We start from the raw sequence: 14,675 nt of genomic DNA, 5'->3' as shown, positions 1-14,675 counted from the left end.
ACCAGTTTGTCAATGGCAACGATCGGCCTTAGTGCTCACAAAGAACATCCGCGCAGCGTTTGACCGATATGCCAATCAGTGGTGTGCAGCATGCGGCTCATTCCTCCTCCGGCTTTTGCATCGGAGGAGCGCCCGACCATGCTTTCGAAACAGCGCCCCAATCGATGCTTCGCTCTTCGGCCAGCGTCCAAACGTTCCAGAAATCTGGATCTGCCGACTGCGGTCGCTGCGCATCGGGCAATTCATCCACCTCCACCAAAACAGGAATAGGCGCTGCCCAGCCAAGGAGAACAGCCTGCCTGGACGGCAGACTCGGTAGCTCGCGCAGCAGTCCGCCCACATTGTCCGGAACAAGGCGCGCGACGAGGTTCTGGTCCGCATCGTTGACGATGCGGTGCAACAGAAACGTGTTGCATTGCGCGAGCACCGTCGGAGAAAGCTCCGATGGACGCTGCGACGAAAGCACGAGCCCAAGCCCGAACTTGCGCCCTTCTCGGGCGATACGCTCGAAGACTTCGCGGCACAGTTGGGTTGGAGATGAGGCAGGACCATCGTCGTCCTTACCGCGCCGAACGAATGTATGGGCTTCTTCCAGCACGAGCACAGTCGGTAAGGTCTGTCCCGTCGGATGGCCACGGCGATACCTCTGAAGCGATTCGAAAATTAGCCGAGCCAGAACGGAAACAACAATGTGGACGATCTCGGATGGAACGAGGGATAAGTCGACAACAGCGATCTGCCCATTGGTCGCGCCATCGTCGCCGACGTAGTCCTTTAGCCAGGCTTCAAAGGAAGTCGGCGGATCGCGTCCAATTACCGCCCCAAGGCGCTGATCAGCGAGCATCCCACGAATTCGCAGACCAAGAGTCGAGATAAACCCCGCGAGGTTTCCTCCTTGCTCGGTCGCCACCCGGTCAAGATGTTCGGCGAGAATATTGACATCAAAGAACTGTGGCGCATCCTCGTTGATGAGCGTTGCGTGGCCGATATCTGGTAGTGTCTGAGCCAACGTGTCCAGTGCGCTCCGAGCTGTCTCCAAGTCGGAAATCGCGAAGTCGTTGAAGTAATTTCCTGATCGCCGACTATCGACAATTCCCGTGATGGTGATCGCAATCGCAGCAAGGGCGTCACTCGCGGTGTTCAGGGCTTCACCGCTAAACTGGGAGCAATCTGACGCGATTGTCTCAAGAAGCCGCGCACAATCGAATCTCGCTTTTGGAGTGCCCGCGAAAGCCGGTGTGCCAGTGTTCAACATCGCCGATATACGGATCGAATAGGAACCAAGGTAGCGGCGGATCAGCGCCTCTCTCGGCACACCCTCCGTCTGGCCAGCCTTCAACTCTCGCAGCCCCTGCATCAACAACGGGCGTTGCGCGCCGGGCTGGGCATGAGCGACCGCAGTCCATTCATGCCCACTCCAGAGCCAAGCAGGGACGTCGAGTGGCCGTTCTTTTCCTGTTACCGGAGGTACGCGAAACAACCGCAGCTCGCCCCCTCGATCAGCGAAAGCCCTTGCATATTCGCCATTGGGGTCGAGGACGATGAACCGCGCGTTGGGCACTCCGGTTTTGCCCGAGTCCTTTATGGCCCTGTCTGCGGCCTCCATTGACCATCGAATGAGGCCTGCCACGGTGCAAGATTTGCCACTCCCAGTGTTTCCCAACACCGCCAGGTGCCGGCCGAAGAGCTTGTCGGGGTCGACCATGATGGCAGCGTTTGACGCCATTGGAGAGGCGCCAATTCTGACTCGCTTGTCGTCGGCTTTCGCTCCGACGATGGCTTCGACCTGTGCCGGAATCGGTATCAAGACCTGATCCCCAACCGACGGAAAAACGACGACACCGCGAGAGAGTTCGTATCTGGTCATTCCCGAAACACGGTCGCGCCGGGATGTCAGCGTTCCCACCGGAGATAGCGACATTTTTCGTAGCGGAAACGGAAGATCAATCAGACCGAAGTCTTTCAGGCCAGCACGCTTAGGATAAGGAGAGCGCTCTATCCCAATCCAAGTGATGTAGGCGACCGTCGCACCAGCTTCATTTGGGATAATCACGTATCCATTAAGGCGCGGAAATCCCGACGGCACTCCGGTGTTCAATGCCGTCGAGTGTGGCGCGTCCAACTCAAGAAGCACTCTGACTTCGTCAGGCGCGACCGACTCGACGACACCGACAACAAGGCCGGACAATCGTTCAATTGGAGTTGTCATGATCGCCTCATACCAGGCCGGTTGCTGGCACTGGTGCCGAAGGCGGATCGCCCGGACGATGCTTCAACAGTTCGGTCATTCGGCCCGATATGTAGTCCAGCGCCGGCTTCGGCAGGTAGTTCGCGACCAATGTTCCAAGATCCGAGAAATGGGACCCAATCATCAGCGAGACTTGCGCATCGCGCGTCTTTTCAACGAATGCTTTAAGGCGATCATCAGCCGAATATGCCATGACTACCAGGTGGGTAGATGGAATCGTCAGCATATCTAGCAATACCCGATTCACATGATCGTCACCGAAGCCATAACCATAGGTCACGATAACCGCGTTGGGTCGGCAGGCCGCAGCGGCGAAATCGCGAAATAGCTCCGCATACGGATACTGTGTCGTTTCGACGTCCTTCGCAGCATTCGGATAAATCATAACCGTATCAACTGGTTCTTTTGGGATATCGGTATGGTCTGCGGGAGCGCCGAATGGTATCCCCTTGCGGTAAATCCGGCGCTCTTCTTTGTCGAAGAACCAATCCAGCGAGCCGTGCAGTTTGGTCAGGCGGATAACGCCCTCCATAAACCTGGGCTCTCCACGAATGCCGGGCGGATTGTAGTGAACGTCAACTTCAACACGAGATGCCCGAAAAACCGGATTCAGAGCACCCACAAATCTGTCGATGATCCGAAGACCCGCAAAATCCGAGCCATGTTCAATCAGACGATCGTAGTTGGTCGTGAAGATATGCAAGCGTTCGCGAGACGCAGCGCGGCTCGCAAAACTCAGCAGGAATGATTGCAGAACGCCTTGGGCAGCGTTCTTCGCTGCTAGATCCTTTCCCACAGCAATGTCAGTTTCTGTCTTCAACAGTGACGCGAGGAAGCTGGACATTTGCGTATCGATGCCGCGCTTGAGGGTCTTCTCAGCTCCCTTATCGATGACGCCCAAACCTTCAAGCAGGGCGAATGCACTTCGGAACTGATCCTCGATGTTGGCCGCGCCCCTTTTCATCGCCGTCGCTGTAGCCTGGGCGTGGGTGTCAATTGCGGTGTCATACGTTGTTCCGAATGAGACCTTGCCCATTCCGGTGGCTCTAACACCCGCGATATAACCGACCGCCGTGGTAAACCCGCTGCCAAGCAGCAAATTTAGGTGCTCGGCCTGAAATACAGCAGAGAGCCATGGCTCGATGTGCTTTCGAGCATTGTTGATCAAGGCGTCCAGTTGGTCGGGATCTGTGGGGAGATCGTCCCAGGCACCGGTATGGCTGCCCACGCGATAAAAATGATTCTTGTCCATACTTCCTTCCCCCCAAAACCGCAATTGCGGCCCCTTCTTCTTTATCAATTAGACAGTGCCTTTCGGGGCGCATTTTTCATCTCATGTGCCACATCGACTGTGCTCGCGGTCGCGTTCATTTCTGTGAGTTTCGATTCAAGAACGCATGCTCGATTAGATCCACGCCCTGCGTGCATCGATTGACAGCCGGAGAATCTCTTTATGCCGGTACCACTCCAAGCTTTAGGAGGTCGTCCGTTGCGAGAACAAAATTCACGCCGCGACCGTTGTTGGGTTCAGATAAGTCGATGATGCGGTGAAAGACCTCCCGGGCATGCGTCGACGGCCGCTGCCCCGCGTAGAGCAACTCCCTGGTGTATCGCATCAGAAAACCCGCAAGCACATCGGCAGCCTGTATCCCTGGCGAAGCGTGCGACCCTGTAAACACGAGCGCCGCTGCCTCCTCGAAATGGTAGTCGGCGAAAGGAACTATCGGCACCCCTCCGAGTTTTACGAGTCCCTCGGCCGCCCGCTTTGCCTCGCGCAATATGTGGTCGAAGTGAGCCTGTTCATCGTGGAGAAGTGTGATCGTCCCAATCCTTCGACGATGCATATGATTGAGACGCGCATAGATGTTCGTCAGCGACGTCAGGTTTGGCAGCATCCAGACCGACTGGCCACGTTTTCCAAGATCAGGGGATGGTAGGGATCGTCGTATCCACTCATGGTTGTCCGGTTCGAGTTCCTGAAAATCTGCGTAGCTGTCCTCGGCGAAACGGAGCAGCCCCTCTCCGAGCTCGTCCGCCGGTCCGCCATGGCGCAGCCATTCGAGAAGCGTGGTGAAAGCACCCTCGATGCTAGTGGTCGACGGCCCATCACATGCTGAGACATAGGCTTCGAAAACTGCGGCGGGTGCGCGTGTGTGCAGGTATTCCGCCAGAACATTTCTAAGCCACAGCGCTTCTGGACTTCTGTCGTCGGGGCCGAGAGGCGGGAGGACCAGAGTGTTGATGATTTTGGCAGCGATCATGAAGCGCTTGTCGACGACCTCGATCATGAGTGGGAGCTGTCGCCGCGCGACGTACTGAACCAAGTCGCCGACAAACCTTGGCCTGTCTCGCACCGATGAGGATTTCAGCTCATCCGCTTGAACGAAATGAATCGCCTTGAGCCTATCAATCTCGCTCCCTAAATCGTCGGCCTGGTCGACTCCGAGGCAGGCGAGCGTGAAAATCTCCTGCCTTCCGAAATCAAACCGATTCCCGGCTCTTGCTAGGTCGCCGCTGCTGCCGCTTTCGTCCAAATAGTATTCTGTGATCACTGGGTATCTCCGGCGGACTACAGTGATCGGTGCTGGCAAGTAGACATTTACGCCGACCGGATTGAAGAAATCGACCGGGCCGATATCGCTTGCAGCACATCCGCAACAATTTCGTTCGAATTGCTCGAGGTCATCCGCCTCACCGTCGGGGCAAAGTCCGCCATGATTGTAGTCATATGCTTAGCGGCCGCGAATCTGAACCTCGCGTCGGTGTCGCGCCCCTCGCCAAGTGCGATATCAGGATCCAACACGGTCACAGTCAGAAAATCGTAGTCTCTGGCGTGGGCTCTCGCGATGGCTGTGAGCTGCTCGATCCGTCTCGGGTCTTGGGTTCGGCCGGACACCTCCAAAGCGGCAAGTAGATAGCCCAGCGCGTCAGGCACAGGGCGATCAACTAGGATCACGTCCGCTCTGAGGGAGGCTTCCGCCTCTTGCCTCATGCACTCAGCCATAATCCATAGAGTACTCTCGAACGTATGTTCTGTCAGGATCGGGAAGCCGAAGCCATGAGCGCGCTTTGCCAGATCATCGACGCCGACCACCTTGAGTCCTTTCCCTTCGAGAGCTGACCTAACCTTACCTATGAAGGTTGATTTGCCGGTCGAATGTGTACCGGCAACACCAATCTTGAAGGGACGTCCGCTCATAAAAGGATTCCTTGTCGGCTAGCCAGAATGTCGGCGCTCATCAGCGCGTCTGAACGAAGTTCGACCGGCAATGCTGACATCAGGTCGATGAAGATGAGGGCCGTGAGTATAGTATCGTAGAGCGCTGAATGATGCCGCTTTCCACTTCGCTGAGCCGCTTCTTCTGAGTGCCCCATCAGCACGCCGAGCTTTTCAAGACCGTAGGATTCAAGCCCTGGCTTTAGCGTCCTGGCCAGCTTGAGTGTGTCGATCGCGGCGGCCGGCTTCCAATCAGGTATTGAGCGACTGATGATGTCCAGCTCAATCTTTACATTGTGTCCGACGATGGTTGCTCCGTCAGTCCAGGTCATAATGTCACCGGAGATATCGTCGATGCTCGGTGCATCGGCGACATCGTCGTCGGCAAGCCCGTGGATCCGAGTCGCGGCTGGAAGTATTGGGCTTTCGGGACGCACCAGCCACTGCCAATGCCTGGGCATAATTGAGAGATTGGCAATCTCTACGATCGCCAACTCAATGATTTCGGGTGGCGTAGCACCATTACCCTCCACGTCCATAACCCAGAGTTTGCCGAGAGTCAGGTCCATCCGAGTTCCGCTCTGCCGTGGCGTCCGAGATGATGCGGGTGCTTGCGATCGTGTACTTGATAGTTCAGCGAATGCTGCATGAAATATCGCTGCTGTTCGTTACTGTCAGCAACTTCAATTCGACGATCGTCGATGGAGATGGATCCGGGATCAAGGCCAGCAGTGGCGGCGAGCGCTTCTACGCGCGGCATTGGCGGCTTGAGGTGCGCGGCCGCGCACAATCCGACCTGCAGAATCGGGCAGATGTCGCAGATCTCCTGGACGCCATAATGACCGTTGTAGTCCGAGATGCCATGCGCGAAGGCGACACCGCACGAGGTCTTCCGAAAAAGAGGGATCCCTGTAAAGGCTTCGAGAACCCGTCGTTCCACTCCGACTGGAAAGATCTTGCGCCGCGCTACATCGGAATAAAGATCCGGCACTCCTATTGCTTTGAAGTGGGCGCGGATCTCGTCCCTGAAGAAGAGCCCGGTAAACACAGTGGCGTCAGCAAGGGCGGCAAGACCCCTGGCGCGTGCAAAATGCAAATCTGTGTCGTTCAACCCCGCGATTATCGGGCGCCAGTAGAGGATCGATTTCGTGCGCACCGCGTGGCGGCTGAGCACCTCTAGAGACCGCTCAGCGATACCGCTATCCACCGGCTCGATCTTATCGTTTTCGATTCCCGACCAAGTCACCAATATGGTCAGTTTCAGATTTCTGAGATGTTCGAGACGCGCAACGTCCGCTGGTTCCACGTGCCAGCGTGTGATTACCAATACGGGATTAGTCAGTCCGCGCTGGTCCAAATCCTCGAGGCAGGTGAACAAGTGGTCCTTGACCATAGGTAGGAATGGGTCGGTCGCACGGTTAAAAATCTGGATAGGTGTAGTATCAGGTTGAAATGCCCAGTGGCCTACAAGGGCTTCAATTGCCTCCGTGTCACCCACTACCAGGTGCGGTTTCTTCATCTCGTAGTTGGCGAACAGGTGCCGGACGCAATAGCCGCAGTCGAGCGGGCACCCAACTACATGGTTGAGGCTGAGTCCGGATTTTCGATAGTCAATGACCTGTTTCAAGGCCGCGGGTAGATCTGGCCCTGCGACACGCAATTTGGACATGAAGTTATCTCCGACACGGCCCGCTAATAATTCAATACAGAGCACCAGGATTTTGCAGCGTGTCAATGAGGGTTAGCTGCGCACTTGATTTGCGATCTGGCAGTTGAGGTTATCCCAACCCGCGATCCGATCAGGCAGCGACCTCCTTAAACGCTTGAACCGAGCGTTTTGGCGATCCCACCTCAACGTTGTCAATTAGGCGCGTTTGGCCAAGCCAAGCGGCGACGAGCAGCCGCGCCAGCCGATTGAACGCGTCGATTGGCGCAAGGTCATTGTCAGCGCGCAGCTCGAGATACTCGAGCCTCGAGAAGCCGGCAGCGAGGATCGCCTGTCGGGCCTTATTCAGCGTCTCGATGGATTCCATTGGTGGTGCGGTCCTGACATAGTCCGCAGTGGAGCGGCTTTGAGCCTTCTCGTCCGTAGGCGAGGATATGTGGTCGCAATTGAGGGCTGTACGAGACCTCGGAAAGTTGCGCGATTGTTGGCCAGCAAGGCAACCCATCCGGTCACCCAAATGGTCAAACGGCAGCAGTCTTCCGAGGTCGATAAATTCAAGGACATCGCAATTGGGCAGCCCGACCCACTTCCGGTTCTGCCACACATCGGGTCGCGTCGGGTAGTGCGAACTGTTCGCCGGTCGCAGTTGCGAGAAATCGTTCCGCTGTCGGATACGACTATCTATGAGATGGAACAGCGTGGCGAGTTCCCACGACGCTTCAATCTCACCCCCCGCTGTGTTGTCTGGGACTTGGCAGAAGTCGAAACTTGGATCGAGGAGCGGCGGAATGCCTCATCTGCCGGAAAAATCGAGACCAGGCCTGCTCCTGACGTAAGACTACGAAAGACGCGACCCGTCAAATCGGATCAAGGATAATCGCGGCCTCTGCAGGCGGCTGAAGTATGGGCGTGTGCTTTTTGCCTGCCGCCCACGCATTGACCATGTCCGCCCATTCCTGCAGCATATGACGACGCTGCGGCTCATATTCAGCTCTGTTGTAGACACCTCGAGAGGACCGGCTGTCGTCGTGGGCAAGGCATTTCTCAATCCAGTCGCGATTAAATCCGATCTCGTTCAGGAGTGTTGAGCCGGTACGCCGAAGGTCGTGCACCGTGAAAGGCGCGAGCGCAAAGTCTTGCTTTTTTGCCCGCTCGACAATCGCAGTGGTTACCCGATTGAAGGTCGCGCGCGACATGGGCTCATCGGCATCGTAGCGGGACGGCAGCACATATCGGGAGTTCGCCGCGCAAGTCTTGAGCGCGATCATGATGTCGAGGGATTGGTGTGACAAGTAGACGTTATGCGGCTTCTTCCGTTTCATTCGCTCTTTTGGGATGCTCCAGACGGCGTTCTGGAAATCGACCTCGTCCCAAGTCGCCTCGAGTAGTTCACTCTTCCGGACCATCGTGAGCAGGATGAACTTTAGGCCGAGCCGAATGGTCGGCAGCGTCGGCACGTTTTCCAACTCTTTCAGCATTATCCGGATTTCTGCAGGCGACAGAGCGCGGTCTTTCGCCTCGAACGTGGCAATTGAGGCCGGTCCCACCTCGTCCGCGGGGTTGGCGATCTTCTCGCCGTGCAGAATGGCGTAGCTATAAATCTGCTTCACGATATCGCGGATATGAACAGCGGTTGCCGGCGCACCACGGTCCTTCACCTTTGCGCAGAGCGCCCGCAAGTCGTCAGGTGTTATTTCGGTTAGGAGCCTTTTCTCCCAAATCGGCAAAATGTCGCGATCGAAAATGGCCTTGCGCATCGAGCGGGTGCTATTCGCCATCTTCGCTTCCTTGAACCAGCGCTTGCCTTCATCCCCAAAACTCGCCGTGGCTGACAGGCGACGCTTGTCGCGCTGCTTTTCATGCGCCGGCGACTTTCCGGCTGCCACCATTTTCCGCGCGGCAAGGCAGCGGTCGCGCGCCTCTGCCAGCGTGATGCCTCCCTCCCCATATCGGCCCAGCGTCACAGTCTCTCTCCGACCAGTCATCCGGTAGTCGTACCGAAACGCAATCTGCCCAGTCGGAGACACTGCCGCGTACATACCGTCACGGTCGGCAACTTTGTACATTTTGTCTTTTGGTTTCAGCCTCTTAAGAGCTACATCTGTTAACATGATGACAGAGGATCGGATCACAAAATTGAGTTTCTCAGCGCCAATTTTACCGTCATTGATTTTACCGTCAACTGTTAGGAACAATCCTTGTGTTTCAATACTTTGATGGCAAGAAGTGAGTACGCTTGCAATCGGCGCGACGACGGTATTGCATGGCATGAAAGAGAACGCAGAAACGCGTGCCGTCAGATTTACCGCCAAATGATTCCGCTTCGAGGCGATAGATGGCGATAGATGCAGAAAGGAAAACTTTAGCTTTTCAGAAGCTTATGCAACTCTGATCGATAGTTGCTGAAAGCTCGCTAATGATGCAGCTTTATTCCCACTCGATTGTGCCCGGCGGCTTGCTCGTCACGTCGTAGACGACGCGGTTGATGCCGCGCACCTCGTTGATGATGCGGGTGGCGGCGGCGCCGAGGAACGCCATGTCGTAGTGGTAGAAATCCGCCGTCATGCCGTCGACCGAGGTGACGGCGCGCAGCGCGCAGACGAACTCATAGGTGCGGCCGTCGCCCATCACGCCGACGGTCTGCACCGGCAGCAGCACGGCAAAGGCCTGCCAGATGGCGTCGTAGAGGCCGGCCTTGCGGATCTCGTCGAGATAGATGGCATCGGCCTCGCGCAGGATCTCCAGCTTTTCGCGGGTGATGCCGCCCGGGCAGCGGATGGCGAGACCGGGGCCGGGAAACGGATGCCGGCCGATGAAGCTGTCGGGCAGGCCGAGTTCCTTGCCGAGCGCCCTCACCTCGTCCTTGAACAGTTCGCGCAGCGGCTCGACCAGCTGCATGTTCATGCGCTCGGGCAGGCCGCCGACATTGTGGTGCGACTTGATCGTCACCGACGGGCCGCCGGTGAAGGAGACGCTTTCGATGACGTCGGGATAGAGCGTGCCCTGCGCCAGGAAATCGGCGCCGCCGAGCTTCTCGGCCTCTTCCTCGAACACCTCGATGAACAGCCGGCCGATGGTCTTGCGCTTCTTTTCCGGGTCCGACTCGCCCTCGAGCGCGCCGATAAAACGGTCCGAGGCGTCGACCAGGATGAGCGGCAGATTGTAGTGCTGGCGAAACATCTCCACCACGCCTGATGCCTCGTCCTTGCGCATCAGCCCGTGGTCGACAAGGATGCAGGTGAGTTGATCGCCGACCGCCTCGTGGATCAGGAGTGCTGCGACCGAGGAATCGACGCCGCCCGAAAGCGCGCAGATGACCTTGCCCTTGCCGACCTGCTTGCGGATCGTCTCGACCGCGTGCTCGCGGTAGGCGCGCATCGTCCAGTCGCCCTCGATGCCGGCGATCTTGTGGACGAAGTTTTGCAGCAGCCGGGCGCCGTCCGGCGTGTGCACCACTTCGGGGTGGAACATGATGCCGTACATCTTGCGCTCGACATTGCCGAAGATGGCGAAGGGCGAGCCTTCCGATTTGCCGAACACCTCGAATCCCTTGGGCAAGGAGATGACGCGGTCGCCGTGGCTCATCCATACCTGGTGCCGCTGGCCGGGCGCCCAAAGACCCTCGAACAGCGGGCTGTCCTTCTGGATCTCGACGAAGGCACGGCCGAATTCGCGATGGTCGGAGCTTTCGGCGACGCCGCCCATCTGCACGCACATGGCCATCTGGCCATAGCAGATGCCGAGCACCGGCACGCCGGCATCAAAGACGATCTGCGGCGCACGCGGGCTGCCGATGTCGCCGGTCGAGGCCGGGCCGCCGGAGAGGATCACCGCCTTCGGATTGATGCGCTTGAACGCCGCTTCGGCCGACTGGAACGGCACGATCTCGGAAAACACGCCGGCCTCGCGGATGCGCCTGGCGATGAGCTGCGTGAACTGGCTGCCGAAATCGACAATCAGGACGGTGTCGGGATGATTGGCTATCTTCATGGCGAGCGTTTAGAGAAAGAAACGAGTCGGCGCAATGGGTTGCGAAGGCGTCTCTCTCACTCCGTTTCCGCGTCATGCGATGGTCCAAACTGCAGCGCACCGGAGCCGATCGCCTGTTCCAGCCGCGTCACCGCATCCGCCAGCTTCTCGTCGATGACATGGAGATACTCCTTCCAGTCGCCGACATGCCTGAGATCGGCAGCCCCGTCGGAAATGCCGCGCAGGCCGACGAGCGGCACGCCGAACAGTTGGCAGGCTCGCAGGCAGGCGAAGGTCTCCATATCGACCATGTCCTCGGTAATCGCATCATAGGCGCTGCCGGAAATGATTGCCGCGCCGGTCGACAGCGTCGCCTCGCTTATGCCTGGAATCCTGAACGGCAGCGGCACGGTCACCGGCAGGTCGAGAAACGGCGTCGCACCCTTCTCGAAGCCCAATGGCGAGGCGTCGATGTCGCGGTAGGCGACCGAAACGGCCTGGTAGATTTCCGTCTGCTCCAGTGTCCGGCTGCCGGCCGAACCGAGCGATACGACGAGGTCCGGCAGCGCCTTTTCAGACTTCAGCCATGACAGTTCCGCGCCCAGCCTGACACCGGCCTCGACCGGCCCGACGCCGGTCATGACAGGCGTGAACAGCCGCTGCAGATGCGGGCCGTATTCGGCCTGCGCCGCCATCACGAAGAGGACGTCCCTGCCCGCAATTCTGACGGCCTTGCGCATCGGATCAGCCTTCAATGCCATCGCGACCGACCACCGTCATCATCGTTCCGGTCATGGTGGCGATCAGCTTGGCCTCGCCGTCGACGGCGAAGGCATAGGCCTGGCCGTCGGCGACGATGATGGTGCGGCCGGGCTTCGTCACCGAGCCGCGGAACAGGAAGCGCTCGCCCCGGCCCGGGGCCAGCAGATTGACCTTGAACTCGATGGTTAGCACACTGGAGCTTTCCGGCATCAGCGAGAACGCCGCATAGCCGCAGGCTGAGTCCAGCGCCGTCGAAATGACGCCGGCATGAAGAAAGCCATGCTGCTGGGTCAGCGCCGCCGAATAGGGCATCTCGATCTCGATGATGCCGGGCGTCACCAGCGTCAGCTCGGCGCCGATGGTCGTCATGGCGTTCTGGCGCGCGAAGGACGTCCTGACGCGATCCTCATAGTTGGGGGCGGGTACGATCTCTGCTGCCATGGCTTGTCACGCTCCTGTCAATAAATCTTATTGCAGAGGCATGAGCGGCAGGCAATCGCTATTGCTGCACTGCAGCAATCAAGCCCGCCGACAACGTTCAGCCGCCCTTGCGCAGTGCGCAGACATAAAACCCATCGGTACCGCTCAGCGCCGGCGACAGCGAAATGCCGCCCGCGGCGCCGATACGCGCGGCCGTCTCGTGACCCGGAAAGCGGCTGTCCCAGAGCTGGCGGTGATCGACCGGGACAAAGCCGCTATTACGATCTCTGAAGGCAGCGACCTGCTCACCATTCTCCTCATCGAACACCGAGCAGGTGATGTAGACCAGCAGCCCGCCCGGTTTGACGAAGGTTTTGGCCGCGTCGAGGATCGCCGACTGCTCGCCCTTGCGTGCATCGAGCTGCTTCTGCGTCAGCCGCCATTTGGCATCGGGCCGGCGCCGCCAGGTGCCGCTGCCGGTGCAGGGCGCATCGACCAGGACGATGTCCATGTGGCCCGAGAGGGTGCTGAGTTCCGCCGGCTTGGTGACGATTTGCACGTTGCGGTTTTCCGAGCGGCGGATGCGGTCGAAGATCGGCGCCAGCCGCGCCTTTTCGGAATCATGGGCAAACACCTGGCCGCGATTGTCCATCGCCGCCGACAGTGCCAGCGTCTTGCCGCCGGCTCCGGCGCAAAAGTCGAGGACCTGCATTCCGGCTTCCGCGCCAGCCAGCATGGCGGCGAGCTGCGAACCTTCGTCCTGAACCTCGAACCAGCCTTTCTGGAAGGCCGGTTCCGCCTGCACGTTCGGGTGCCTGCCGTCGCCCGCGATCGGCGGGATGCGGATGCCGTGCGGTGCGATCCGTGCGGCCCTGGCGCCGGTCTCGGCCAGTTCGGCAAGAACCTTGCCGCGATCGGCCTGCAGCGTGTTGACCCTGAGATCGAGCGGCGGGCGGGTCGCCAGCGCCGCACCTTCTTCGACCCAGCTGGCGCCGAAGGCTCGTTCGAAAAGCGGTTCGCACCAGTCGGGAATGTCGGCGCGCACCGCTGGCGGTGCATCGTCAAGCTGGCGGCCGGCAACCGCCTTCAACTCATTGTCGTTGAGCAGCGGCGGCGCGAATTTGTCGCCATCGAGCGCTTCGTTCAAAGATTGGGCTGTCTGGTTCCATTCGAGCAGCAGCGCGCCGAAAGCGACGGCGCGCGGCGTATCTTCGCCCAGCAAAAAGCTGGCCGAGCGCTTCCGGCGCAGCCCATCATAGACGATGTTGCCGATCGCGGCACGGTCGCCGCCACCGGCGAAGCGGTGCGACAGGCCCCAATCCTTCAGCGCATCGGCCACCGGCCTGTGCCGCCGGCCGATATCCTCCAGCACTTCGATGGCCGCCGCCAGCCGTCCGCCCAGTCGCATCTTGTTATTCCGTTACTCAGCAAATTATTTCCGGCCCTGCTCTAAAGCGCGCGACTGGCGCACACAAGCGGGGAGAGTCTTGGATATCAGATCGAACGCCCCATCGGCATCCGAGACTTTGACCCTCGCATTGCTTGTGCTTTCAAACTTTTGAAGTTGCGATAGTCTTCCGCTGCGTGATTCGCAAAGAACTGCAAGCGGATCGACGGGAAATTACGAGGAGAGGGCAATGAAGACTTATCTGGCGGAAGTTCTAGGCACATTTCTACTAGTGTTCATCGGCACGGCCTCGGTGGTGACGGGCGGCTTCGGCGGCGCGCTGCCGCTCGGCCAGGAAGGCATCGGTCTTGCATTCGGCATCGGCCTGATTGCGGCGGCCTATGCGATCGGCCCGATCTCGGGCGCGCATCTCAACCCGGCGGTGACGCTCGGCGTGTTCCTTGCCGGCCGAATGGAGGCCAAGGACGTCATCCCCTACTGCATCGCGCAGGTCATCGGCGCCGTCATTGCGTCGCTGGCGCTGTGGATCATCGTCTCCGGGCAGGTCGGCGGTCATACCGGCGGCTTCGGCGCCAATGGCTGGGATGCGACGAAATGGGGCGTCAGCTCGGCGTTCCTGTGGGAGCTGATCGGAACCTTCACCTTCGTGACGGTGATCCTCGGCGTCACCAGCGGCAGCCACACGACGGCCTTTGCCGGCCTCGTCATCGGCCTGACGCTGGCGGGACTGCACTTCGCCATCATTCCGGTGACCGGCACGTCGCTCAATCCGGCCCGCTCGATCGGCCCGGCGCTGTTTTCGGGCAGTGCCGCGATCAGTCAGCTCTGGCTGTTCATCGTCGCACCGCTGATCGGCGGCGCCATTGCCGGCGTGGTTGCCAAGACACGCATCTTCGAGAAGGACTGAAAGTCGAAGGGCTGAATCAAGAAAGGCGCGGGCCTGGCCCGCGCCTTTCTTGTTGAGACTTGAGAAACTTACCGCAGG

The 14,675-nt window shown here is 59.1% G+C and carries 14 protein-coding genes; 2 read left to right on the top strand and 12 right to left on the bottom strand.

Going from position 1 to position 14,675, the window contains the following annotated elements; all coding sequences use genetic code 11:
- Positions 1–97 precede the first annotated feature (97 nt).
- From CIT26_RS24540 to CIT26_RS37905, 7 genes are all read right to left on the bottom strand, one after another.
- A complete protein-coding gene (locus CIT26_RS24540; RefSeq protein WP_095494961.1) occupies positions 98–2,209 on the bottom strand; it encodes an ATP-binding protein in 2,112 nt (703 codons plus the stop codon).
- Between the two features lie 7 nt (positions 2,210–2,216).
- Entirely contained in the window at positions 2,217–3,500 is a 1,284-nt protein-coding gene (locus CIT26_RS24535) for an SIR2 family protein (protein WP_095494960.1), read from the bottom strand.
- 199 nt (positions 3,501–3,699) lie between these two features.
- Positions 3,700–4,800: a DUF3800 domain-containing protein gene (locus CIT26_RS24530; RefSeq protein WP_095494959.1), complete on the bottom strand. Its 1,101-nt coding sequence runs from the start codon at positions 4,798–4,800 to the stop codon at positions 3,700–3,702.
- Between the two features lie 47 nt (positions 4,801–4,847).
- A complete protein-coding gene (locus CIT26_RS24525) occupies positions 4,848–5,447 on the bottom strand; it encodes a DEAD/DEAH box helicase family protein (RefSeq protein ID WP_095494958.1) in 600 nt (199 codons plus the stop codon).
- Positions 5,444–6,034 carry a 3'-5' exonuclease gene (locus CIT26_RS24520; protein WP_245319541.1) on the bottom strand — a complete coding sequence of 197 codons (591 nt, stop codon included), beginning with the start codon at positions 6,032–6,034 and terminating at the stop codon, positions 5,444–5,446. The genes CIT26_RS24525 and CIT26_RS24520 overlap by 4 nt, the downstream gene beginning before the upstream one ends.
- Complete coding sequence (locus tag CIT26_RS24515) at positions 6,025–7,134, bottom strand: radical SAM protein (protein ID WP_095494957.1); 1,110 nt, start codon at positions 7,132–7,134, stop codon at positions 6,025–6,027. Before CIT26_RS24515 ends, CIT26_RS24520 begins: the two co-directional genes overlap by 10 nt.
- Positions 7,135–7,264: 130 nt before the next feature.
- Positions 7,265–7,498: a pantoate--beta-alanine ligase gene (locus CIT26_RS37905; RefSeq protein ID WP_095494956.1), complete on the bottom strand. Its 234-nt coding sequence runs from the start codon at positions 7,496–7,498 to the stop codon at positions 7,265–7,267.
- A gap of 150 nt (positions 7,499–7,648) precedes the next feature.
- Between CIT26_RS37905 and CIT26_RS24505 the strand changes: the two genes are divergently transcribed.
- On the top strand, positions 7,649–8,008 hold the full coding sequence (locus tag CIT26_RS24505; RefSeq protein ID WP_425350377.1) for a helix-turn-helix transcriptional regulator: 360 nt from the start codon (positions 7,649–7,651) through the stop codon (positions 8,006–8,008).
- On the opposite strand, the gene CIT26_RS24500 is transcribed toward CIT26_RS24505, so the two are convergent.
- The 5 genes from CIT26_RS24500 to CIT26_RS24480 form a co-directional block, all read right to left on the bottom strand.
- Entirely contained in the window at positions 7,989–9,242 is a 1,254-nt protein-coding gene (locus tag CIT26_RS24500) for a tyrosine-type recombinase/integrase (RefSeq protein WP_095494984.1), read from the bottom strand. The two genes, CIT26_RS24505 and CIT26_RS24500, sit on opposite strands and share 20 nt — an antisense overlap.
- 316 nt (positions 9,243–9,558) lie before the next feature.
- Positions 9,559–11,121: a glutamine-hydrolyzing GMP synthase gene (gene guaA / locus CIT26_RS24495; protein WP_095494955.1), complete on the bottom strand. Its 1,563-nt coding sequence runs from the start codon at positions 11,119–11,121 to the stop codon at positions 9,559–9,561.
- A gap of 56 nt (positions 11,122–11,177) precedes the next feature.
- Positions 11,178–11,840 (bottom strand): 5'-methylthioadenosine/S-adenosylhomocysteine nucleosidase, encoded by a 663-nt coding sequence (locus tag CIT26_RS24490; protein ID WP_095494983.1) that lies wholly within the window; start codon positions 11,838–11,840, stop codon positions 11,178–11,180.
- A gap of 4 nt (positions 11,841–11,844) precedes the next feature.
- The gene (locus tag CIT26_RS24485) at positions 11,845–12,303 is read right to left on the bottom strand and encodes a PaaI family thioesterase (protein WP_095494954.1); all 459 of its coding nucleotides are present in this window, start codon (positions 12,301–12,303) and stop codon (positions 11,845–11,847) included.
- A 97-nt stretch (positions 12,304–12,400) separates the two neighbouring features.
- The gene (locus tag CIT26_RS24480; protein ID WP_095494953.1) at positions 12,401–13,690 is read right to left on the bottom strand and encodes an RsmB/NOP family class I SAM-dependent RNA methyltransferase; all 1,290 of its coding nucleotides are present in this window, start codon (positions 13,688–13,690) and stop codon (positions 12,401–12,403) included.
- A 229-nt stretch (positions 13,691–13,919) separates the two neighbouring features.
- Between CIT26_RS24480 and CIT26_RS24475 the strand changes: the two genes are divergently transcribed.
- Positions 13,920–14,597 carry an MIP/aquaporin family protein gene (locus CIT26_RS24475; protein ID WP_095494952.1) on the top strand — a complete coding sequence of 226 codons (678 nt, stop codon included), beginning with the start codon at positions 13,920–13,922 and terminating at the stop codon, positions 14,595–14,597.
- Positions 14,598–14,675 lie beyond the last annotated feature (78 nt).

The organism is Mesorhizobium temperatum (genome assembly GCF_002284575.1).
Classification (GTDB): domain Bacteria; phylum Pseudomonadota; class Alphaproteobacteria; order Rhizobiales; family Rhizobiaceae; genus Mesorhizobium; species Mesorhizobium temperatum.
This window is presented reverse-complemented; position numbering and strand designations above follow the sequence as displayed.

Bases quoted from the DNA above. Each gene is read 5' to 3' on its own strand.
- CIT26_RS37905 (WP_095494956.1), bottom strand. From the start codon at position 7,498: ATGGAATCCATCGAGACGCTGAATAAGGCCCGACAGGCGATCCTCGCT.
- guaA (WP_095494955.1), bottom strand. From the start codon at position 11,121: ATGAAGATAGCCAATCATCCCGACACCGTCCTGATTGTCGATTTCGGC.
- CIT26_RS24515 (WP_095494957.1), bottom strand. From the start codon at position 7,134: ATGTCCAAATTGCGTGTCGCAGGGCCAGATCTACCCGCGGCCTTGAAA.
- CIT26_RS24525 (WP_095494958.1), bottom strand. From the start codon at position 5,447: ATGAGCGGACGTCCCTTCAAGATTGGTGTTGCCGGTACACATTCGACC.
- CIT26_RS24475 (WP_095494952.1), top strand. From the start codon at position 13,920: ATGAAGACTTATCTGGCGGAAGTTCTAGGCACATTTCTACTAGTGTTC.
- CIT26_RS24520 (WP_245319541.1), bottom strand. From the start codon at position 6,034: ATGGACCTGACTCTCGGCAAACTCTGGGTTATGGACGTGGAGGGTAAT.
- CIT26_RS24480 (WP_095494953.1), bottom strand. From the start codon at position 13,690: ATGCGACTGGGCGGACGGCTGGCGGCGGCCATCGAAGTGCTGGAGGAT.
- CIT26_RS24540 (WP_095494961.1), bottom strand. From the start codon at position 2,209: ATGACAACTCCAATTGAACGATTGTCCGGCCTTGTTGTCGGTGTCGTC.
- CIT26_RS24500 (WP_095494984.1), bottom strand. From the start codon at position 9,242: ATGTTAACAGATGTAGCTCTTAAGAGGCTGAAACCAAAAGACAAAATG.
- CIT26_RS24535 (WP_095494960.1), bottom strand. From the start codon at position 3,500: ATGGACAAGAATCATTTTTATCGCGTGGGCAGCCATACCGGTGCCTGG.
- CIT26_RS24505 (WP_425350377.1), top strand. From the start codon at position 7,649: ATGGTCAAACGGCAGCAGTCTTCCGAGGTCGATAAATTCAAGGACATC.
- CIT26_RS24485 (WP_095494954.1), bottom strand. From the start codon at position 12,303: ATGGCAGCAGAGATCGTACCCGCCCCCAACTATGAGGATCGCGTCAGG.
- CIT26_RS24490 (WP_095494983.1), bottom strand. From the start codon at position 11,840: ATGCGCAAGGCCGTCAGAATTGCGGGCAGGGACGTCCTCTTCGTGATG.